Origin of the sequence: Oceanobacillus jordanicus (assembly GCF_022095695.1) — a bacterium.
Lineage (GTDB): Bacteria > Bacillota > Bacilli > Bacillales > Amphibacillaceae > Oceanobacillus_B > Oceanobacillus_B jordanicus.
Genome location: NZ_JAIFZM010000003.1, coordinates 13,430 through 35,303, shown reverse-complemented (window position 1 = coordinate 35,303; position 21,874 = coordinate 13,430). Strand labels below are relative to the sequence as shown.

The window sequence follows — 21,874 nt, the reverse complement described above, 5'->3', positions numbered from 1 at the left end:
GAGGTTATGCAATGAGTGGATTACTTGAGTTTATTGTTGTAACACTAATAATTGGCGTTGCAATATTTTTATTAAGTACATTGTTTAAAGAAAAGGGTATACTTATTCCTATTGTTACGAGTTTACTAAGTATAATCCTAATAGTTTGTGGCTTCATTGAAGGTGGCTTTGGGGGAATGGGGATGGGATATATAGGTACATCTGCTTTAATTGCCTCAATCATCGATTTATTTATCCTTATTTTCATTATGGCTAAGAAAATGGCTAAAGAGTAATCCAGTTCAACTATTAAAAGGAGAGGTTACGATGGAAGTTTTCATAATGATTTTGTTTGCTTTTTTGGTTATGATGGCAATTAGTTCGTTTTTAAACATCATGCTTAAAACTACGAAGAAAAAGGATTGGCTAATTTCCTTTCTTTTGAGTACATTTTTATCCATTGTCCTAGTAATGTTTTTAGGTAGTTAGGGGGAGCAACACAATGCTATTATCTACGGTTATTCTAGGATGGATAGGGATTGGTGTATTTGTGACAATCCTTCTTACATTCATGAAGCTAATGAAAAACAAGGAACAAGGATTGCTCCACGTGGTAATGGGATTTATGTATGCTATGTGGCTACCACTGCCATTCGCGCTATATTTTGAGCAAGAGCAAGAACTTCTTTTAACTGGAAGTATTTTTGGGTTCGTTTATTTACTTATGCTTGTTATCACAATGGGCTTTCAAGCGGGCCATATCGTACATATTGTAAAACAGGAACAAAGTGAAATATGGGAAGAGCGTGCAGCGTGGATGCTTGACACATTCTCAAGTTCCTTTGAGGGGTTAGCAAATGTCTTCAAGAGTATTTGGTCTATATTTCTCGCTATATCTTTTTGGTTAAATGGAGAAACATGGATGGCCATATTAATGAGTTTGTTTAGTCTTATGATCATTTATTACGTGAATAACCTGGTCAACCAAAGCACAATAAAGCGAATCAAATTCTTGGAAAAGTTGAAGCCAAATCCGTTCATTTACAACATAGAGGCATTGCTATTTTTCTTAACGCTTATGATCTATATTACAATGCAATTATTAGAATAACTCGCATTCGCTTGTCTTTTAGCAAATGTATATGTTTTTCTTATACTTTGGACTTCAAAATTTTAACTACGTCGTTATTGCTTCCTAGTTAAAATTTTATGCTTTCCAAACGTATAAAAAGAGCGCCTGTATTGAATCAGGCGCTCTTCGCGTTTTCACTAAAATGCTTTTGTTGTCCAGTCTTCGCAATTCCAGACCTCTGTAACAATGTCTTCATAAAAATCTGGCTCGTGGGAGATAAGTAAAACACTTCCCTTAAAGTCTTTAAGCGCACGCTTTAACTCTGCTTTAGCATCTTTATCAAGGTGGTTGGTTGGCTCATCGAGTACAAGCAAATTGGATTCCTGATTTAACAGTTTGCAAAGGCGCACCTTCGCTTTTTCTCCCCCGCTTAATACTTGGACCTTACTTTCAATGTGTTTGGTAGTAAGGCCACAACGAGCTAGAGCGGCCCGCACTTCGTATTGATTCATGTGAGGGAATTCATCCCAAATCTCCTCGATGCACGTCTTTTTACTAACCTCTTTCATTTCCTGTTCAAAGTAACCAATGTGCAGATGCTCACCTAGCTCCACACTACCAGAAAGAGCAGGGATTTCACCAAGGATACTTCGCAGCAAGGTTGTTTTTCCAATTCCATTCGCTCCTGATAGGGCAAGCTTTTGTCCGCGTTCCATTGTTAAATTAAGTGGACGGGACAGAGGCTCTTCATAGCCAATCACGAGATCACTTGTTTCGAACAAATATCTTCCTGGTGTACGTGCCATTTTAAACTCGAATTGAGGTTTTGGCTTCTCGGCATCTAGCTCAATTACTTCCATCTTATCAAGCTTTTTCTGACGGGACATTGCCATTTTACTTGTTGCCGCGTTCGCTTTATTTCGTGCAACAAAGTCTTTCAGATTGGCAATTTCTTTTTGCTGTTTTTTATAAGCAGCAGTCTGTTGTTGCTTCTTCATTTCATATACACGTAAGAATTCATCATAGTCACCAGGATATCGGGTGAGCTGTTGATTTTCCATGTGATATATAAGATTGACGACACTGTTCATGAAAGGAATATCATGTGACACAAGGATAAAAGCATGTTCATATGTCAATAGGTATTCCTTTAACCAGACAATATGCTCTACGTCTAGATAGTTTGTCGGTTCATCCAAAAGCAAAATATCGGGTTTTTCAAGAAGCAATTTAGCAAGTAGCACCTTCGTACGTTGTCCGCCGCTTAGATCATGAACATCTCGCTCCAAACCGAAGTCATCGAGTCCTAGTCCGTTTGCTACCTCGTCGACTTTTGCATCAATAATATAAAAATCGTTGTTGGTTAAAGCGTCTTGTATACGACCAGTTTCCTCAAGAATTTCCTCGAGTTCTTCCGGCTCTACTTCTCCCATTTTGGCATAAAGATCATTCATTTCTGTCTCCATATCGTATAGATATTGAAATGCCGTCCGCAGTGCATCACGTATGGTCATGCCTTTTTTAAGCACAGCATGCTGGTCTAGATAACCAACGCGTACGTGTTTTGCCCAGCTTACCTTTCCAGCGTCGGGCTCTAATTTTCCTGTGATAATATTCATAAAAGTAGACTTTCCTTCTCCATTTGCACCTAGAAGTCCAATATGCTCTCCTTGCAACAAACGAAAAGAAACGTCTTCAAATATCGCACGGTCACCAAACCCGTGGCTTAAGTTATTCACTGATAGTAAACTCATGTAAAAACACCTTTTCTTTCTAAAGATTCCATTTCCCATTATAGCGGTCCTAATGGAAAAAGGATAGGGAGCAAGGAAAAAATAAACAGATTCTTATTGGTTTAAGCAAGCAACCTGTGTGGTAAAAAAGTAGTATGCAGTAATGTGATCGAAATAATGGAGGTAGCATAACATGGAGAACAATAGTGGGAAAAAGAAAAAAACACATTTAATAGACTATCGGATATTTGCACCAGCCTTATTAATTGTTATTGCGATTTGTATTCCGTTAGTCATTTATGAACAGAGATCACTAGAAGTGCTGAATAGCATTTTTAATAGTATAGTAAATAATTTCCGTTGGGGCTATCTTTGGTATGCTATTATCTTAGTAGCAGCGGGGTTATTCTTTTCATTTTCTAAATATGGAAAGGTCGTTCTCGGCGACCCGATGGAAAAACCTAGGTTCACCTTATTTGAATATGCATCCATTTTGATAGCGATGGGCCTTGGTTCAACGATTATGCGCACAGGTATGGTAGAGTGGGCAAACGTTGCAATAGACCCACCATTCGGAGTGGAGGCAGGATCTACAGAAGCGCTACTATGGGGAAACACATACGCTATGTTTCTTTGGAGCTTCCAAACGTTCGCTGTCTTTGTAATGGCAGCCCCAGCAATGGCGTATATTTTGCACGTTAGGAGAAAGCCGCTCTTCCGGATTTCCGAGGCATGTCGTGTTATTTTCGGCGACAAATTTACAGATGGTTTCGGGGGAAAAGTGCTTGATGTTATTTTTCTAATCAGCATCCTTTCCGGCGCAGCTGTGACATTAGGACTAGGCGCACCAATTATTACGAATAATCTGTCTGAATTACTTAACATAGAGGTTACCTTTACACTTACTTTAATTGTTACGGTTATATGGGTATTGTTGTTTTCTCTTAGTGCCTACTTAGGAATAGAGCGTGGTATTAAACGTCTAAGTACGTTGAACATGTATTTGGCCGGGGGATTTGCGTTATTTGTTATGATTCTCGGTCCTGGAATATTTATTCTAAACTTCTTCACAGAAACAATGGGTTCCCTTATATCCAATTACGTTGACTTATCAACTTATACAAACTCGTTGAATATGGAAAGTACTACTCGGGTGGAGAGTAATACAGTTTTCTGGTTTGCTTACAATTTAACATGGGCGATGCTACACAGTGTGTTTGCCGCAAAAATCTCACGCGGGCGTACGATTAAAGAAATGATCTTAACATACTTGTTGGCACCAACTTTAATTTCCTGGATAGCGACAGGTATATTAGGTGGACTAGGAATTCAACGTTTTCTAACAGGCGATGTAGATGTACTCAATATCGTAAGTGATAAAGGTGAAATGGCAGTTATACCGGAAATTCTATCTTCACTGCCACTAGAAAACGTAGCATTGGTTATCTTTATCGTAATTGCAACCATATTCTTAACGACAACGTTAGATTCAACTACGTATACGATTGCCGCTTATACTGGCACACAAAATATGAGTAAGTCAGAACCGCCAAGAACCTTACGCATTATTGTTGCAGCAATTATTACAGCGTTAGCGCTTGTTCTTATGCGTGTAGGAGGTCTTCCTCCGCTAGAAGTGGTCTCGGGGCTGATGGGGCTTCCAATCATCGTCCTTCAGTTACTGACCATCTTTGCAGCGAAGAAAATGATTGATGAAGATAAAGCATTTATACACAATGTGCGGAAGAAGGACGAACCACAAGATAAGAAGAGATATAGTAAAGTAGATAATTAAGAGAAAGGGCTGGGACATCACGTCCCAGCCCATTTTTTGCGCGAATGCATTTTTTCTAAGTTAGAAATAATATTTTCTTATATCACAAATTTAGGGAAGTGTTAAAATGTACTGTAGTGTGTTTTTGTTCTGCAATATAAAGAAGAGAATAGGATACTTTTAAGATTAAAAATTCTGGAACACAGTGAAAATATGAAACAAGGAATATAATATTCAATATATTCAAATTTATGATGGAAGGAAAGTGCAATTTATTGAAGAATGCATGGATTGTTTCTTTTATCCGTATTCCCTTGCTTATTAGCGTGTTGTTGCTTCTCTTTGTCTTGTTTAAGCTATTTGGACTAGAACTTCCTTTTCCATTTCTTCCTGACCTTTCAACCATTTATTTTACTGTTGTAAATGTGCTATGTTACTTCTTTTTGAAGCGAGTGTTAAAAAAAGAGGGACGCTCGTTTAATGAATTAATTGGTTTTCGTAGAGAGCTATTAGGAAAGGATATTTTGTTCGGTTTCTTATGGCTGTTTGTTTTATACATACCATTCGTGATTGCAGTTATAGCAACCATGTTTTTGTTATATGGGGTGGACTTTGTTAACCATTTTCAAACTGTATTTGCAGGTGATATAGAGGGAGCTGCGTTTTCACGACCAAGGTGGTTGATGTGGTCTGCAGCTGTTGTCTCGCTGATCTTTCCTTTTCTTAATGCCCCAATTGAAGAGTTAATGTACCGTGGTTATGCACAAACGATGTTTAAAAAATATTATAGTAAACTTTGGGTAGCTATTTTAATTCCAGCCAGCGGTTTTGCATTGCAACATATTATGTTAGCTGCAAGTGTACAAGGAGCTTTTATCTATGCTGTTGCCTTTTTCGTGTGGGGTGCCGGTAGTGGATTTATTTATTATAAACAAAAGAGATTGTTTCCCCTTATTGTTTGCCATTTCATTGTTAACATAGCATTCAGCGTATTCCCTATTATATTTCTCGTATTTAATATCTATTAGACAATGTCTGGAGCAGCAATTTCGGAATAGAAGCAACTTATTATAGGAAAATGGAGTCTTTACAGTGAAATGTTTCATCCTAACTGTGTCTGGTCTTATGTTGCTAGTGATGATTGTTGTAACCTTAAACCAGCAAAATTCTGAGGAAGTAGTAGAAAGACAGCCTGATGTCGCAAATCAACAAGATAATCAAGTACAGAGTGAGCAAGAGCCAGAACAAGATTCCTATTAAAGTAAACGGTGAAAAAGAACTTTTCCCGTGGGGGAATATTGAGCAATTCGGCACGCTCGCTATTAGTTTGAAAGGGTGCTCCTTGTCTATTTCTGCATGGGGGACCGGGATACTGGAGTAAATCGTTTCAGCACTTTGCAAGGGATTTGTTAGAAGAAAATTTGCAGATGATCTACTTGGACCAGCGGGGATGTGGTAGATCTGAGCACAGTCCTATACAAGACTATTCCTTAGAAAGAGTAGTTGAGGATATAGAAGCGTTACGCATTCATTTGGGGATAGAAGAATGGTGGATCATAGGTCACTCCTTTGGTGGCATTCTTGCAGTAAATTATGCTAGCAAATTTCCCAACAGGATGAAAGGGATGATTTTATCAAATGTAACCCTACATATGTTAGCTTCTTTTCAGCATCAGATTATAAGAGGAACTTCATTATTAAAAAGGGATGTACCAGAAATAGATACATTGAGTTTAGAATCATTTATAAAAACCTATTATGAAATACTCACTAGTTTGTTAGAAAATGAGGTTTATTTTTCGTTCCAATATTCCGATTTAGAAATGAAGAAGGAAGTAGACTTAATTGACCAAGATGGATTGAAAAGTGATCCGAATTTCCAGCAATTTGTGTTTTCATCAAAAGATTATTTTCGAGATTTTCGTTGATAACGAGTGCTATTATTAAACCAGTACTAATTATAGCTGGGGAAAACGATCACGCAGTGGGTCCAACTCATCATCAATTATTTCAGTTTAAAAATAAGCAAGTCAGTTTAATAAAAGGCAGCCATCATCCGTATATAGAAAATCAAGAGGTATTCAAAGAAACCAACCTTAATTTTGTGTGCAGAGTTTTGTAGACATTATCTGGAATTAACTAAAGCATACAGGGAGGAACAGCATGAAATTACATATGTACATAAAAAAAGTTCTGATTGCTACATTTCTATTAATCTTTGTAGTGGGTTGTGGAACAATCGAGAACATGGGGGCAAACGGAACATTAGAAGAAACTGAAAAGCCTATGGTGGAAGAAAGGAACGAAAAGGAAGCCGTGCAACAGGAAAAAGAGGTTGAGAGCGAAAACCATAATAAAGAGACGGACACTCAAGAAGAGACTTTGGAAGGGGCGAAAGTGAGCAGAGTGGTAGATGGCGACACGGTCAAAGTGATCTATGATGGAAAGGAAGAAACGGTACGCTTGCTGTTAGTAGATACACCAGAGACAAAGCACCCATCCAAGCCAGTTCAGCCTTTAGGACCTGAAGCGAGCAGTTTTGCGAAAGAGAGGCTGGAAGGGAAACATATAGAGCTTGAGTTTGACGGGCCTGCTAGGGATAAATATGACCGACTCCTTGCTTATATTTGGGTAGATGGTGAGATGTTTAATCAAACCCTGCTAGAACATGGGCTGGCCCGTCTTGCATATGTATATGATCCGCCTTATACACATTTTGAGGCGTACATGAAAGCACAGAATAGGGCAAAGAAAAACGAGCTTGGTATATGGAGCACAGACGGATATGTGACAGATAATGGGTTTTATTATCAAGACGAGGAAGAGAAATCTGCAAACAATAGAGATAAAGAGCCCGAGGCTTCAAATAAAGTAACTTACGACCCGAATGGCCCTGACAGGGATTGTGGAGATTTTGATACCCAGCAGGAAGCACAAAATTTTTTTGAGGCAGCTGGCGGACCAGAAAAAGATTCACATCGCTTAGATGGAAATGATGACGACGGATTGGTTTGCGAAAGTCTGCCATAGGGTAACATAAATATTGGTGTACACTTAAAATATGTAGAGTTTGTGAAGTTATGAACAAACAGTGGTAAATAGTGGTATACTATAAGCATAAATAACATGAAGGAGTGATTAGATGTCTGAGATTGTATTTGTTTCACCTAGTAAGTATATCCAAGGGAAAAACGCTTTAGAGAAGATTGGAAAGCATGTTAAGGAAACTGCAACACGAAAACCTTTAATCCTCTCTGATGAAACGGTATGGGGAATTACAGGAGAAGCTATTGAAAGAAGTTTTAAAGAAGAAGATTTGGCCTATCATTATGTAGAATTTAATGGAGAAGCATCTTGGAATGAAATAAACAGAATTACAGATGAAGGAAAGAGTGAATCAGTAGACGCAGTAATCGGAGTCGGTGGTGGTAAAACACTTGATACTGCAAAAGCGATTGCTGATCAATTGGATACAGGCGTTATTATTGTTCCGACAACAGCTTCTACCGATGCACCAACAAGTGCTTTGTCGGTAATTTATTCGGACAAAGGGGTATTTGAATCCTATAATTTTTATAAGAAAAATCCAGATCTTGTGCTAGTAGATACAAAAGTAGTTGCTGGTGCGCCGCCAAGATTATTTGCTTCAGGTATTGCGGATGCGATGGCAACCTGGGTGGAAGCAAGAGCCGCCATTAAAAGTAACAGTGATACCATGGCTGGTGGCAAAACAAGCATTGCTGCCAAAGCTATTGCAGAAAAATGTGAAGAAACACTTTTTGCATATGGACAAGCAGCTTACAAAGCAGTAAAAGAAGGTCTTGTAACCCAGCATGTGGAAGCTATTGTGGAGGCAAATACATTACTGTCTGGTCTAGGATTTGAAAGTGGTGGATTAGCTGGAGCACATTCCATTCACAACGGTTTTACAGTATTAGAGGGAGATATTCATCATCTAACACATGGCGAGAAAGTTGCATATGGAACCCTTGCGCATCTTGTCCTAGAATTACACCCTGAAGTAGAGATTCGAAAGTATATTGATTTTTATCAATCACTTGGGCTTCCGACATCGTTAAAAGATTTGCATCTGGATAATGCATCCTATGAAGATCTAGTTAAAGTTGGCGAAGCAGCAACAAGTGAAGCAGATACAATGGGTAATCTTTCTCCTGCAATTACTGCAGAAGATGTAGCAGATGCTCTTCTGGCAGTAGATCAATTAAGTAAGTCATAAGTGAATAAAACAGATCAGGGATGAGTTCCTTGATCTGTTTTTATTTGGTTAGGAATGATGATAACCCTCTGGTTCGGATGCCATTGCTTGAGCTTTCGTTTCATGAACGGTGCCAAATGGGTGCTCTGGAGGAGCATAGATGGAATACAATTTCAGTGGTTTGTTACCAGTGTTTGTAATGTTATGCCAAAAGCCTGCTGGAATAAAGATAGCATCATCATCAGATACACGGCGTTTGAACGACAGGTTATCTTTCTTTTTACCCATTTCGGTTAAGCCACGACCCTGTTCAATGCGCAGAAATTGATCTACATCTCGATGTAGCTCTAGTCCAATGTCCTCTCCAACTGGAATACTCATTAACGTAACTTGCAGATGGTCTCCGCTCCATAAGGCAGTACGGAAGGTATTGTTCTGCTTGGTTGCTCTTTCGATATTGGTAACAAAAGGTTGGTGGCCATAATCTTTTAGTGTAATTCTCGGAAGTTCACTTTGTGGCCAGTTATTTCCATAGTAATCAGGATAATGACGAACGGCAGGATAATAAGTGTATTCAGGTGGAAAAACATTATAGTGTGTAGCCATTACATGTGGATGGGGATACGGATAATAATACATAGACTTCAATCCTTTCACATTTTGTTCTTATAGTATGTAAGGGATTGGGTAAATGTCATTAGAAATTGAGTAGAATGCCAATAGTTGGATAGGTTATAAAGCATTATAGTAGTATGAGCGTTAATCTTTCCTTCTGCTACGTAATAAGGGAAAATGGAACGAAAAAGGGGTTTTACGGATGCGTTTAGGTGTTTTAGATCAGATGGCACAGCCAAAGGGTATGAGTGCAGAAGAAATGGCTGTTTGTACAATAGATTTGGCTAGATATGTAGAAGATTTGGGCTATGAGCGATATTGGTTTGCAGAACATCACGGAACAAAAGGTCTTGTTTCTAGTTCTCCAGAAATCATGATGGCTGCCCTTGCAGGACAAACGAAGAAAATAGCTGTGGGAAGTGGTGGTATTTTGTTGCCACAATACAGTTCATACAAGGTTGCAGCTCAGCTACTACAGCTCCAAGCTCTTTACCCTGGAAGAATTGAAGCTGGCGTAGGGCGTTCACCTGGGGGCAACGAAACCATTCGGTCGTTATTGGCTGACGGGAAGCCGAGCCAAATGGCTGAATACCCAGAAAAACTACAAAATCTCCTGCGTTTTATACAGGGAGAAGGAAAAGTTAGAGCGGCTCCACGCACGGAAGTGGCTCCTAGCTTATTTAGTCTCGGATTAGGAGAAAATAGTGCAGAATTTGCAGCTGAATTAGGGATAGGCTATGTTTTCGGTCACTTTATAAAACCGGAAAGGGGAGAAGCGAGTCATCAACGATACCGTGAAAGGTTTAAACCTGGTCTCTTCCAATCCTCTGTAAGCAGAACAGCGGTCTTTGTAGTATGTGGGGAAAACGATGCACATGCTGAGGAGTTAGCGCGGAGCCAGGATCTCTGGCTCCTGCAGGTAGAAAAGGGGTTGGATAGTCGTGTTCCTAGTGTGCAGGAAGCTAATGAAAAACAATTAAGTGTGTCAGAGGAAGAGAAAATACAGTTTAATAGACGCCGAATGATAATTGGTGGTCCAGAAAAAGTTAAATCAGAGCTCCTTAGGTTATCAAAAATTTATAAGTGTGAGGACTGGTTAATTTTAACCAACCTCTATGATTTTAAAGAAAAAGAGCGTTCGTATCAAAGGATTAAGAAATTGTTCTCTTAAGGATTAAAACAGGAAGGAACATGGGGGTACAGCCATGTTCCTTTTTACAAAAGCTTCGAATTGCCATCATTGGTCTGCAATAGGAGACTGGAAAAATCTCCTTCTGGAGGGTAATACACTTGCACCAAGTAAGACAACCGACAACACGAACATAAGGAAAACGCCCAGGCTGACAGTCAACCGAATTGATATGAATAATGTGGCTATACCCATGAAGCCAGTTGCAACAATAATCAAGATTGCTTCCAGCAAATTATAGAAGCTTCCAATCCGTCCCATCATATCAGATGGGATGTGATGCTGGTAGAAAGTAAGGAAACCAGTGTTAGCAAAAGAGATGAAAAAGGCAAGAATAAAGAAGCCTATCCCGGCTATTAGGAAGTTAGTGGAGAAGGCATACACAATATATCCAATTGTAACAAATACAGCCCCACCTCCTATTAAAAGGGAGGTTTTTAGTTTTTGTACAATTAGTGTATTAATACTAGCTCCTATTATAATGCCAGTCCCAGCAATCGTAACCAGAAATCCGTATTCACTATCTGATAAGAAGAGGACTTGTTTAGCAAAGGCAGCCTCCAATGAATCCACTGCACTTGCCAAAACCAACATAACTGAGCTGAATAGAAAGTAAATGACAAAAACATATCGATTCGTAAGGCTGAAGGTTAAGACTGCTTGCCAATCTTTTCTTATAACCCCTATAGTATTGGCTTTCTCTTGCTCTGAAACGATCTTCCCTTTTTCAAGATCAGGAAGTAGCCATGTGGTTAATCCTGCGATAATTAAAGCAAAACCATTGATGTAGATAGCCAATATTGGCGATCCTATAAAAAACAGAATGCCGGCAACAGCAGGACCAACTAAAAAAGCTCCTGATGTAACAAAGCTGTGAATAGAATTGAATTGTTTACGTTTTTTAGGTGGAATTAATTTTGTCATGTAGGCCATAGAAGCTGGTTCAAACATCGAGGCCGCCATATTTACGATTAATACTGTCACATAGATAAGCGGAAGAGATGTTGCAAATAAAGGAAGAAAGCCAATGACCATTCCTCTAAATAGATCTAGTCCCATCAATAATCTCCGTTTGTTCATTCGATCGATAAGGCTGCCAGCCCAGAAATTCGTGAGCAAGACGGCTAATGGTTTTATTAAGTAGAGTCCAGTTACGGCTAGAGCAGAGCCTGTTATATTTAAGACAATAAGATTCAGTGAAATGAAATAAACCCATTCTCCAATGTTTGATATGCCAACCTTGAACAAAAATAGAGTGGGATACTTCCTATTAGACTTTTCCTTCATTCTTCCTCTACTCCTTTCAATTAAAAAATGCAAAACAAAAAAATCTCACCCCCAAGACGTAATGTCTTAGGGACGAGATTTAAAATTCTAAATCGTGGTGCCACCCCAGTTTGCTAATATGTCACCATATTAACCTCTTCAAGTACGGCAAAGATTACTTTGCTTATACTTTAGCTCTGTAACAGGAGCGCCTGTCACGCTATCATGTATCAATCCAGCGTGCTACTCAGAGTCTTGTTTCAATGAATAAATACACACTCCTTTTCAGCGACCGGAGTTCTCTGTTGTATATTTACTTCATTTACTTTTCTCGTCATCGTTTTTTAAATGATTTTAAATAGTTTAGCATGGGACGGAATGAAGCGCAATCCTAAATTTCACCTTAATTATTTATCTAACAATCACACCACACCATATTGCATTGAAGCATTGTAGTCCATAACCAACCATCCTCATTCTTCTTGTGATATTATGGTAAACTGATAATAGTTAAAGGATCTATTTGCAGGACAATTATAACGAGAAGGGAACATTAGTATGTTTGGCAGATTAATATCAATGATTTATCTTAAAGCAATTCGTTTCTTTGTCCATTCTGTTTTGAAGAAAAGAGGCAGGAAGGAAAAGGACTATAAAGAGGTAAACAAGGTTTTGAAATCCTTGCATAAAACTCTTTTAGATAATGAGCAGTTGAATGAGGATTTTACCGAAGGGCCAGAGCCTGTTCAGAATAAGAGCTCCAAGGAGTTAATAGCAGCATTTATTGCGGTCCGCGAAAAGAGAGAGGACGAAGATTTCTACATAGAGGTAGGTAGAGCTTGGGTTAAGGATCTTGGCAGCAGAAATCTGAAAGCATCGTTCATTTGTGTTTTAGGCTTTTTTGCTGTCTGGTTTGGTGGCATGTTACTAAGTGAATACATTAGCGGCGTCATTGGGATGATATATATCTTGGGAACATTAATTTTTCCTGTAGTTGGTATTTATTATGCATTTAGAGGACAACGTGCTTTAAAATGGGTCTTAGCAGCAGTGAATATTTTCAACCTTTTGACAGCTATGCAAATAATTCATTAATGTGCACATATATCCTGACATTCCGAAGCTATTCCTATCGCCAGTAAAAGAGTGTATTTACTCCCATTTCGTGGTATACTATTTACGAATAAGCATAATGTATAAAAAACCGCTCCATGCTGGACACATGGAACGGTTCCAATAGACCAACCCCATAAGGGGGCGGTACACTCAGAGAAGTAATCCCTCAGCGCCTGGCTAAAGCACATGAGGGGTTATTTTTTTTGGTTCTTGTCAGACATGATAAACGCAATAAGCATCCCGAAGGATATCATTAACGTTAACACCGATTCAATCCCCATTGGCATCACCTCCTTTTTAGGAATCTTCCTAAAAAGAGAAGTGCACCAACTCCCTCATGTGAAGCCAGTCTATTGTCTTCTAACTATATCATAAACGGGACCGCTTTTGGTCAAGATAATGGCGGTCTGCTAACTAATGCTTGTGTTTTTTTTCTACGTAGTTATTAGTTGAAAGTATACCTATCTTTAAGGAGCATAAAAAGACAGGAACTCTTGCCTTGTTATTCGTATAATGGAATTAAATATCGAAGCAAGGAGATGAAAAATGATGGGGTCATTTACTGTGGATATTCTGCAGCTAAGGAATAGTTCTTATCAAATAGGGAGGGATTTAGGGGGATTTTATCGTGACAGACCAATATTGAATACATATGACTCAATAACAAAATCAGCTATTGATGAGGAAAGTATGAAGTCTTTATACTTCTCATTGGCACCACACTTACTGGAAGAGTTGACGGGAATAGCAGATGGTTTGAATATATCCTTCAGGAAGGCTGCAGCTATGTTCAGTGGTTATGATGTTCCGAAAACCAAGGCGATGGGATGCTCTGCAATTCTTACAAAAGAATATTATGTGAGAAATTATGATTTTTCACCGGAATTCTATGATAGGCTGTTCACACTTAGTCAGCCAAAAGATGCGTTTGCTACAGCGGGATATAATCTTCTCCTACTGGGGAGACACGATGGTGTCAACCAAGTAGGATTAGTGGCAGGGCTACATTTTGTTAGCAATCAATTATATACCACAGGGATTTCAGCCTGGATAGGGGTCCGTATGGTTTTGGATACTTGTAGTACAGTTGATGAGGCTACTCAATTATTAAAAGAGATACCTCATGCTGCTTGCTACAATATTTCCATCGGTGATCGATTTGGTGATTTTGCAGAAGTGGAGATTAGCCCTGACAGCGTGATGGTAAGACGTGGAGAGAAAATGCTCTCCTGTGTAAATCATTTTCAGGAGCAGACAATGCGAAAGAAAAACAGGGATATCATTACGGGTTCGGTTCAACGAGATGCTTTTTTACATGGATTAGAAGTGGACCTAATGACCTATGAGACAATGTTTAACCTTTTTAAGGATCCAACTTCACCGCTGTATTTCACTAATTATAAAAACTTGTTTGGAACCCTACATACCTTCTCATATTCTTATAAAAAAGCGAAAATCCTTACGACTATTGCTAAAAGCGAAGGGGTCTTAGAGATAGATTTGAAAGACTGGGTCAAGGGAGTGAATTTAGATGTACAGAAAATGAATGGATTTATTGGGTAGGACGAAATTTGAGAAACAAACACCTCCTCCTATGTTAAAATGGAAATAGAACAAACGATCCGTATAGGGGGTCTCCACATGGTGAAAACCGAACAAGATATTATAAAGCTTATACAAGATGACAAAGAAATGATGCGAATACTGAAAATAGCTAAAAAGCTAGATTTGCCGGATTGGTGGATCTGTGCCGGTTTTGTACGTTCCAAAATCTGGGACACATTACACGGTTTTAAGAAGACGACCCTCCCAGACGTAGATGTTATCTTTTTTGATAAAACCAACATAGATGAATTAGAAGAAAAGAGACTTGAAGCGAAGCTGCATGAAATGTTCCCTGAAGTTCCCTGGTCGGTAAAAAACGAAGCAAGGATGCATATGGTAAATCACTTTAGGCCATACACATCTTCAGAAGACGCTATATCTAAATTTCCAGAAACAGCTACAGCACTTGGGGTGAAGCTAAACCATGAAGAACAAATTATTTTGACCGCTCCTTGTGGAATTAAAGATGTAGTAGATTTAAAGGTGAAGCCAACCCCGTATTTTGCCGAAAGTAGCGATCGGACGGTCATTTATAAAGAGAGAATTAAAAAGAAAAACTGGCAGTCTATTTGGCATAAGATAGAAGTGTATTCTCATGAAGATTAAGTAGGTTAATTTAGTACATATGCAATGGAAGTCAGGTAGTTTAGTATCTTATTTGTTTTAGGTCTCTATAATATCATAGTAGTATTTTTCGTCAGGATGACATTGGTATCCTGACTTTTTTTGTTTCTTAAAAACCTTGATTAATAGTGTTGAAATTCTTTCTTTCATCTAACTTGTACACATGTTTCGCCTTTCTCTTGAATAGCAATAGAAGAAGAGAATTCTAAGAGAATGACCTAGAAAAAATGCGAGCTACAAGGAGGAAAATAAAATGGTGCAAGCCATTCTTGAGATGTTTACAAGTGAGCAAAAGGCGGAAGCAATATTAGCTAACTCAATGATAGAAGCCATTTTTGTTCTTTTGTTTGGTCTTTTTATCATCGCGGTGCTACTTCATATTACATTGTTTGGGAAACTGAAAAAAGTACGGAATTACGTGAAAGACACAAATCGATTAGATATTGAACCACTACAAGGTTTCCAGGAACAATTTAACAACAAGCAGGGAGAAGGTGTGAAGGCGGAAACCTTCGTGCAGGAAAAGTTTTCAGGGTGGCGCTTTTTTCAAGTGCCTGTTGTAAGTTTAATTAAGATGATTCAAATGACCGTGTCGGTCTTTATCTTACTTGGAGTATTGGGGACGTTTATCGGGCTTACCTCATCTCTTGGTAGCATTAATATCAATGATAGTGATCTGGTCGAGGGAGTTGCTGGAGTATTGGCGGGCATTGATGTGGCCTTTTACACGAGTATTGCAGGGATGGGCTTCTCATTAATAATGACGCTACTCATTAAAATAATGAACACAGAATTTATCTTAACGGATATCATGCTCATGACAGAGTCCAATCTGGAAGGGACAGAGCAGAATAACATGGGGCGACTAATTGGTGTTTCAGAAGCAATCAATCAATCGATCCTCAGCCTGCAGAAGACAAATCAACAATCCTTACAAGGTATTGAAGCTTCATTCACTGGATTTAAGGAATATACTGCTGGATTACAACAATCTGCCAAGGATTTGGCTGCCTTTAATGATGGATTATCGGATAATCTTGAGGAATTTCAAGGACTATTCCAACAAATGAAAGACGTAACAGATGGCTTTTCCGAAGGGACAACCAACCTAAATAAAAACTTCGATTCACTGTTTTCTTATTTTAAAAAGATGGACACCAAAAACGAACGAATGGTAAAAGTGTTTGAAAACACGTTTGAAAAAATGAAGGAAGTTTCAGATTCACAAATGAAGACATTACAACAATTCGAAATGTCTGTGGGAGAGATCAAGCAATTTACGTCCAAACTTCTGGGAGAACAGGAAACAATGCATACTTCATTTGAAAGAATTCAGGAAAAAAGTGGTGAATTAGTTAATGTGATGGATCATCAAAATAAAAATTTCCAAAGAATTTTTGGAGAGGATCTATCTACGAAACTATCGGGTGTTATGACCTATCTTGGAGAGCTATCTCGAGAATTTGACAAGATGGGCTCATCGATTGTGAAACTTCCTGATGCATTGGAAGTTATTAACCAGACGCAGGCAGAATATAAGCATCTTCTCTCAGATCGCTTTACCGAACTGAAGGAATTTAATCGGACCTTTAGTCAACACTTGAAAAACCATTCGAGTGAATCAATGACATATGAAAAGCACATGCAGGATGCGGCGAATACTTTTGAACAAATCGGGATGAAAAACAATCAACTCATTCAAGATATCAATGCTACAGTCAGCCAGATGAACAATGGATTCCGTCAAAGGGAGAATCAGATGGAGGCAAGTGTTGGGATATTGAAAGATACGCTATCTAACTATGTCGGGAATCTCGAAGGCTCGCTTGGAAATAAATTGGATAGTTTGTTGCAAAGTTTTGGTCGGTACGTTGAGCAGACAAATGACTCGATTCGTAGCGAGTTTAAAGAAGTCCAACGTATTACCGAAGCGACACACCAAAGTAATGGCAGATTTATTCAACAAACACTTCAAGAGATTAGCAGGGAGCTTCAATCGATAAATCAACATCGAACCATTCCTCCGCAGCAGCAGTCTGGTAACTGGAGCAATGGGATAGGAATGAACCAAAATGACTTCTAAATATCAACGATTATTTAAAAATGAACAAGAAGAAGGGCACTTCTGGCCATCGTTTACTGATTTGCTAACAACCATTCTGCTCTGTTTTATGCTGATTTTTATTTGCATGATGGTTATTAAATCACTGCAAATTGAAGAAATGAAGGAAACCCTTGATCAGATTATGGGTGTTAGAGCCAAGCTTGTAAGTGAACTAAAAGAAGAATTCAGTGACGCTGCAATGGGTGTTGAGGTAGATGAAAAAACGGGGGCAATTATATTTAATACAGAAATTTTATTCGATTATGGAGAAGATGAATTAAAACCTCAGTCTTTTAAGTTCTTGGATGAATTTGTTCCAAAGTATTTAGATGTTTTGCTACAGAGTGGGTATGAGGAGTACATTGCCGAAATTATTATAGAAGGACATACAGATCGGGATGGCAGTTATTTATACAATCTGCAGCTTTCCCAGGAGCGTGCCTATAGTGTTGCTGACTATATTATGAGTGAAGACTTTCCATATGAGAACATTCAGCAACATGTCGGGGGGAAATTAACAGTAAACAGCAAATCTTATTCTGATCCTAGAACGGATGAAAATGGCGATTATAGTGCAGAGGATTCCCGTAGAGTGGAGTTCAAATTCCGACTAAAGGATGAGGAGATTCTAGATAAAACGAGGGAGATTTTAGGAGAATAGCCTTCCTTTTTTAGCTGACAGACCTCCTAAAAGTTTATTTTAAACCTATTCCGGGTAAGCAATGACTTGTATGGCAGTTTTTCGTCGTATAGGACAAATTACCTTATCAACAGGAAAAAGGTAGGAGGGTTTCACATTCGAAAGGTATTATTAAGCGCCGCACTTATATTGGTAATAACATTCGCGCTTTCAGAGCAAGTACAAGCCGATGAACAACATATCATCACATTTCCTCTTGTGGAAAATTTAATGGGGGAGAATGAAAATGCTGAGGTGATGTCGCCATTAGTCGCGTCCCAATCATTTATTGAAAGTGCAGTATTTACCCCATTGAAGAATTCAACAAATAATAAGGAGGAGAAGGAAAAAGAGCTGAATACAGAAACATTCATCATAACTGCCTATACTGCTGGGGAAGAGTCAACAGGTAAGTCACCTAATCACCCAGCTTATGGGATTACGGCATCTGGCAACCTAGTAAAAGAAAATGAAACATTAGCTTGCCCTGCTTCACTCGATTTTGGGACAAAGTTGTATATACCAGAACTGGATGAAACATACACATGTGAGGATCGTGGTAGTGCAATTAAGGAAGGTCGTCTAGATGTGTATATAGAAGATTTGGAAGAAGCGATTCATTTTGGAGTACAGAAGCTTGATGTTCAGATTATAGAGGATAAGAAAGATCGACAGTTTGTGTTTGATGGTTAAAAAGGAGAACTTCCCTGAATGGTGAGTGCCATATCAGGGAGTTCTTTTTTTAAAATCACTCTTTAATTAATTGAAGCGCAGGAAGGCATAAAAAAAGCCCCCTTAGTTTGGAGGCAGGTTGCTATAATAGTTCAGTAAATTGTTGAGCTTGTCCATCTAATTGTTTGGAGGATTCGGTTAGGTCTTTAAAATCCTCTACTGTTGTTTGGACTTTTACTTGTCCTTCCATAATATGTTCTTGAACATCCTTTGTTCCAGCACTTATGGTGTTAATTTCGGATGTGATTCGTTCGATGTTACCACGAATTTGAGTAATGGATTTTTCTACATTATTAGATAGCTTGCGGACTTCCTGTGCTACTACATTAAACCCTCTACCATGTTCTCCAGCCCTTGCTGCTTCAATTGCAGCATTCAAAGCAAGTAGATTCGTTTGAGAAGCAATAGCTTTTACAGTTTTAACAATTTCTTGAATCGATTGTGTCTCTTTCTCTAGTTGTGCTAAATTCTCCGTATTTTTTCCAGATACTTTTGTAATACTACCTATTAATGCTAAGAGATCTTCGGAGCGCTCGATACCGGCTGAAGCTTTAGAATTTAGATTAGTAGACATGAGATTTAGTTGGTCTCCAACGCCCATGATGGCTTTGTGTCTGTCTGTAATATCAGTAGCTACTTTTGATACGCCAATAACTTTTGTCTGTGTCTCGTCAAAGATTGGCATATACGTTGCTTCAAGCCATATCCGTTTATTATCTTTCCCTTTTCGTTCAATTTTGTCTTGAAAGCTTCTCCCTTTCAGGATGTTACTCCAGAATTGGTTATAGTCGGGACTATTGGCGAATTCAGGAAAGCAAAGTTCTTTGTGATGCATTCCTAGCATTTCATCTGTCGTATATCCCACCGTCCTTGCAAATACATCATTTACATAAGCAACACGATAATCAAGCCCAAACCGGATAATGGCTAAATTTTCCTCAATTGCTTTGACTACGTGCATATCTGTTACTTGCTCCGTTTCTTTAGTATGTATCATAGAAAACATCCTCCTAATTCGGGCTACTGTAAAAATTTGTATACATTTAAAATAAGGTAATTAAATTTAAAGCAGTCCAAAAGGGGGAGTCTCCTTATTTTTTAGCGTATTCTATTTTCATCGAGCCTGATATTTTAATCTCATTCTTATGACCTAGTATCATTTCCCTAATTATGAATTGAATAAACCTGAATTAAAAATAATTTTTAAATTTCGGCTAGAACTATTATATGGGACGACTCATATACGAATTCTATACATAAAAAAGCGTCATTCATTAATGAATGACGCTCAACTATTTTTCTATTAGAATTCTTCATAGACTGCTGGATCTTGATCTTTTAACCTACCATCAGGGCGAGTTAACTGTGAGATAGTAGTCATTTCCGATTCACTTAGAGTGAAATCAAAAATGGAAATATTTTCGAGTTGTCGGCTTGGTGAAGCAGACTTAGGAATTGGAATGGATCCAAGTTGGTGGTGCCACCGTAAAATTACCTGAGAAATAGTCTTTTGATGCTTATCGGCTATCTTGCCAATTGTCTCATTTTCCAGCACGGCGCTCGCTCTTCCCAGAGGACTCCAAGACTCTGTTTTCACATTATTATCTTCATGCCATTTACGTTGCTCCTCTTGATTAAAAAACGGATGTAGTTCAATCTGATTCATGCTTGGTAGCACACCAGTTTCTTTATTCAGTCGTTCAAGGTGCTCTGGTAGGAAATTACATACACCGATGGAACGAATAAGTCCCCATTTCTTCGCATCAATCAGAGCTTGCCAAGCTTCAACATAGTACCCTTGCTGAGGGTTTGGCCAATGGATTAAATAAAGGTCGTAATAATCAAGTTTAGCTCGGTAAAGCGACTCTTGAATCGTTGTAACAGCTTTATCGTAGGGTTGGTAGCGGCCTGGCAATTTTGACGTAACAAGTAATTCTTCTCTTGGTACAGAGCTACGGCGAATAGCTTCCCCGACTGTGCCTTCGTTTTCATAGTTATAAGCTGTATCAATTAGCCTGTATCCAGTACTAATAGCACTAGTAATTGCGTTTACTCCTTCGTTGCCATTTAGTTTGTACGTTCCAAATCCAATTTCGGGGACAGTTAAACCATCATTAAGCGTGATTTCAGGTATGTGCATATTCTTCGCTCCCTTTCATTATTAGATGTTACAAAAATGTTGACCAATCTCATAACCGATTTAATAAGGTCATATTTGTTATTATTAGACTATCACTATCTATTAAAACGATTCAACTAAATAGATTGAAAATAACTACGATTTGGGTGCAATTACTTGACTTGAAAACCCTTCCATAGTCTATGCTAAGTGTGATAAAAAATAGTATATAGAAAAGGTGGAGAGGTTAGCATGCTAGATAAGCACATCGTATTTTTTGATATAGATGGTACACTTCTTAACGAAGAAAAAGAACTTCCCAAAAGTACGAAAGAAGCCATCGCTGCTTTGAAGAAAGCAGGACATGAGGTTGCAATTGCTACAGGAAGGGCGCCGTTTTTTTTCCAAAACTTGCGTGAAGAGTTAGAAATTGATACATATGTATGTTTTAACGGTCAGTATGTAGTTTATAAAGGTGAGGTGATTCACCGAAATCCTTTGAATAGCGAATTATTAGAGGACTTAGCAAAAGTATCACTGGCAAAAGAGAATCCGATTGTTTTCATGGGTGAAGAAGAAATGAAGGCCAACGTTCCAGATCACGAGGCCATAAACGAAGGCTTGGCCACCTTAAAAGTAGATATGAACTTAGAACATGATCCAACATACAACAAAGGAAGAGATATCTACCAATCCTTATTGTTCTGTGAAGAGGGCGAAGAGAAATTTTACGAAGAAAAGTATAGTGCTTTTAACTTTGTACGTTGGCACCCGAGATCAGTGGACGTTGTCCCTGCTGAAGGATCAAAAGCGGTCGGGATAAGAAAAGTTACCGATCTGCTTGATATAAAACCAGAAAATCACGTCGCGTTTGGAGATTCATTAAATGATTTGGAGATGCTGACTGAGATTCCGAAAAGTGTCGCAATGGGGAACGGCCATTCTCGTGCAAAACAAGCAGCAAGATATGAAACAGCAGCTGTGGATGAGGACGGGATTTTAAAAGGATTACAAATGTTAGGGCTTTTGTAAATTATTAAAGAACCAGAGG

Annotated in this window: 22 protein-coding genes, 1 pseudogene and 1 other annotated feature; of the genes and pseudogenes, 17 read left to right on the top strand and 6 right to left on the bottom strand. The window is 38.6% G+C overall.

Translation table 11 applies throughout. The annotated features are described in order from the left end of the window. The first annotated feature begins 11 nt into the window (after positions 1–11). From K3T81_RS04175 to K3T81_RS04165, 3 genes are read left to right on the top strand one after another with little or no spacing between them, the layout of a single operon-like run. A complete protein-coding gene (locus K3T81_RS04175) occupies positions 12–275 on the top strand; it encodes a hypothetical protein (RefSeq protein WP_106896364.1) in 264 nt (87 codons plus the stop codon). A 31-nt stretch (positions 276–306) separates the two neighbouring features. Beyond that, positions 307–468: a hypothetical protein gene (locus K3T81_RS04170; RefSeq protein ID WP_238018468.1), complete on the top strand. Its 162-nt coding sequence runs from the start codon at positions 307–309 to the stop codon at positions 466–468. Between the two features lie 13 nt (positions 469–481). Then, positions 482–1,090, top strand: coding sequence for a hypothetical protein (locus K3T81_RS04165; RefSeq protein WP_238018467.1), 609 nt, complete (start codon positions 482–484; stop codon positions 1,088–1,090). Positions 1,091–1,248: 158 nt separating this feature from the next. Here K3T81_RS04165 and K3T81_RS04160 read toward each other — a convergent pair whose 3' ends face one another. Next, positions 1,249–2,805: an ABC-F family ATP-binding cassette domain-containing protein gene (locus tag K3T81_RS04160; RefSeq protein ID WP_238018466.1), complete on the bottom strand. Its 1,557-nt coding sequence runs from the start codon at positions 2,803–2,805 to the stop codon at positions 1,249–1,251. 172 nt (positions 2,806–2,977) lie between these two features. On the opposite strand from K3T81_RS04160, the gene K3T81_RS04155 reads away from it, so the two are divergent. The 6 genes from K3T81_RS04155 (at position 2,978) to K3T81_RS04130 (ending at position 8,795) form a co-directional block, all read left to right on the top strand. Further along, positions 2,978–4,579, top strand: a complete 1,602-nt coding sequence (locus K3T81_RS04155; protein WP_238018465.1) for a BCCT family transporter — start codon at positions 2,978–2,980, stop codon at positions 4,577–4,579. 254 nt (positions 4,580–4,833) lie between these two features. Continuing rightward, positions 4,834–5,586 carry a CPBP family intramembrane glutamic endopeptidase gene (locus tag K3T81_RS04150; RefSeq protein WP_238018463.1) on the top strand — a complete coding sequence of 251 codons (753 nt, stop codon included), beginning with the start codon at positions 4,834–4,836 and terminating at the stop codon, positions 5,584–5,586. A gap of 64 nt (positions 5,587–5,650) precedes the next feature. After that, entirely contained in the window at positions 5,651–5,818 is a 168-nt protein-coding gene (locus K3T81_RS04145) for a hypothetical protein (protein WP_238018461.1), read from the top strand. A gap of 92 nt (positions 5,819–5,910) precedes the next feature. Next, positions 5,911–6,486 carry an alpha/beta fold hydrolase gene (locus K3T81_RS04140; RefSeq protein WP_338044612.1) on the top strand — a complete coding sequence of 192 codons (576 nt, stop codon included), beginning with the start codon at positions 5,911–5,913 and terminating at the stop codon, positions 6,484–6,486. Between the two features lie 235 nt (positions 6,487–6,721). Next, entirely contained in the window at positions 6,722–7,588 is an 867-nt protein-coding gene (locus K3T81_RS04135; RefSeq protein WP_238018458.1) for a thermonuclease family protein, read from the top strand. Positions 7,589–7,700: 112 nt separating this feature from the next. Then, positions 7,701–8,795 carry a glycerol dehydrogenase gene (locus K3T81_RS04130; protein WP_238018456.1) on the top strand — a complete coding sequence of 365 codons (1,095 nt, stop codon included), beginning with the start codon at positions 7,701–7,703 and terminating at the stop codon, positions 8,793–8,795. A gap of 48 nt (positions 8,796–8,843) precedes the next feature. Here the strand turns inward: K3T81_RS04130 and K3T81_RS04125 are convergent, their stop codons facing one another. Further along, complete coding sequence (locus tag K3T81_RS04125) at positions 8,844–9,413, bottom strand: cupin domain-containing protein (RefSeq protein WP_106896371.1); 570 nt, start codon at positions 9,411–9,413, stop codon at positions 8,844–8,846. A 178-nt stretch (positions 9,414–9,591) separates the two neighbouring features. Here K3T81_RS04125 and K3T81_RS04120 point away from each other — a divergent pair, with 178 nt between their 5' ends. Then, positions 9,592–10,560, top strand: a complete 969-nt coding sequence (locus tag K3T81_RS04120; RefSeq protein ID WP_106896372.1) for an MsnO8 family LLM class oxidoreductase — start codon at positions 9,592–9,594, stop codon at positions 10,558–10,560. Between the two features lie 66 nt (positions 10,561–10,626). On the opposite strand, the gene K3T81_RS04115 is transcribed toward K3T81_RS04120, so the two are convergent. Beyond that, the gene (locus K3T81_RS04115; RefSeq protein ID WP_238018454.1) at positions 10,627–11,865 is read right to left on the bottom strand and encodes an MFS transporter; all 1,239 of its coding nucleotides are present in this window, start codon (positions 11,863–11,865) and stop codon (positions 10,627–10,629) included. A 65-nt stretch (positions 11,866–11,930) separates the two neighbouring features. After that, positions 11,931–12,191: a binding site (T-box leader), on the bottom strand. A gap of 211 nt (positions 12,192–12,402) precedes the next feature. Between K3T81_RS04115 and K3T81_RS04110 the strand changes: the two genes are divergently transcribed. The 6 genes from K3T81_RS04110 (at position 12,403) to K3T81_RS04085 (ending at position 18,665) form a co-directional block, all read left to right on the top strand. Beyond that, positions 12,403–12,939 carry a hypothetical protein gene (locus K3T81_RS04110; RefSeq protein ID WP_238018452.1) on the top strand — a complete coding sequence of 179 codons (537 nt, stop codon included), beginning with the start codon at positions 12,403–12,405 and terminating at the stop codon, positions 12,937–12,939. 567 nt (positions 12,940–13,506) lie between these two features. Continuing rightward, complete coding sequence (locus tag K3T81_RS04105) at positions 13,507–14,523, top strand: C45 family autoproteolytic acyltransferase/hydrolase (RefSeq protein WP_338044603.1); 1,017 nt, start codon at positions 13,507–13,509, stop codon at positions 14,521–14,523. 78 nt (positions 14,524–14,601) lie between these two features. Next, on the top strand, positions 14,602–15,171 hold the full coding sequence (locus K3T81_RS04100) for a nucleotidyltransferase family protein (protein ID WP_238018450.1): 570 nt from the start codon (positions 14,602–14,604) through the stop codon (positions 15,169–15,171). Positions 15,172–15,442: 271 nt separating this feature from the next. Beyond that, positions 15,443–17,272, top strand: coding sequence for a MotA/TolQ/ExbB proton channel family protein (locus tag K3T81_RS04095; RefSeq protein ID WP_238018447.1), 1,830 nt, complete (start codon positions 15,443–15,445; stop codon positions 17,270–17,272). Then, on the top strand, positions 17,262–17,954 hold the full coding sequence (locus K3T81_RS04090; protein WP_238018445.1) for an OmpA family protein: 693 nt from the start codon (positions 17,262–17,264) through the stop codon (positions 17,952–17,954). Before K3T81_RS04095 ends, K3T81_RS04090 begins: the two co-directional genes overlap by 11 nt. A gap of 168 nt (positions 17,955–18,122) precedes the next feature. After that, positions 18,123–18,665, top strand: coding sequence for a 3D domain-containing protein (locus tag K3T81_RS04085; protein WP_238018443.1), 543 nt, complete (start codon positions 18,123–18,125; stop codon positions 18,663–18,665). A gap of 121 nt (positions 18,666–18,786) precedes the next feature. Here the strand turns inward: K3T81_RS04085 and K3T81_RS19630 are convergent, their stop codons facing one another. From K3T81_RS19630 to K3T81_RS04075, 3 genes and pseudogenes are all read right to left on the bottom strand, one after another. Next, the gene (locus tag K3T81_RS19630) at positions 18,787–19,278 is read right to left on the bottom strand and encodes a methyl-accepting chemotaxis protein (RefSeq protein WP_420830791.1); all 492 of its coding nucleotides are present in this window, start codon (positions 19,276–19,278) and stop codon (positions 18,787–18,789) included. A 42-nt stretch (positions 19,279–19,320) separates the two neighbouring features. Continuing rightward, positions 19,321–19,665, bottom strand: a pseudogene (locus K3T81_RS19625) (PAS domain-containing protein); the annotation flags it as partial. A 342-nt stretch (positions 19,666–20,007) separates the two neighbouring features. Further along, positions 20,008–20,844 (bottom strand): aldo/keto reductase, encoded by an 837-nt coding sequence (locus K3T81_RS04075; protein ID WP_238018439.1) that lies wholly within the window; start codon positions 20,842–20,844, stop codon positions 20,008–20,010. Positions 20,845–21,075: 231 nt separating this feature from the next. Between K3T81_RS04075 and K3T81_RS04070 the strand changes: the two genes are divergently transcribed. Continuing rightward, on the top strand, positions 21,076–21,855 hold the full coding sequence (locus tag K3T81_RS04070; protein WP_238018437.1) for a Cof-type HAD-IIB family hydrolase: 780 nt from the start codon (positions 21,076–21,078) through the stop codon (positions 21,853–21,855). Positions 21,856–21,874 lie beyond the last annotated feature (19 nt).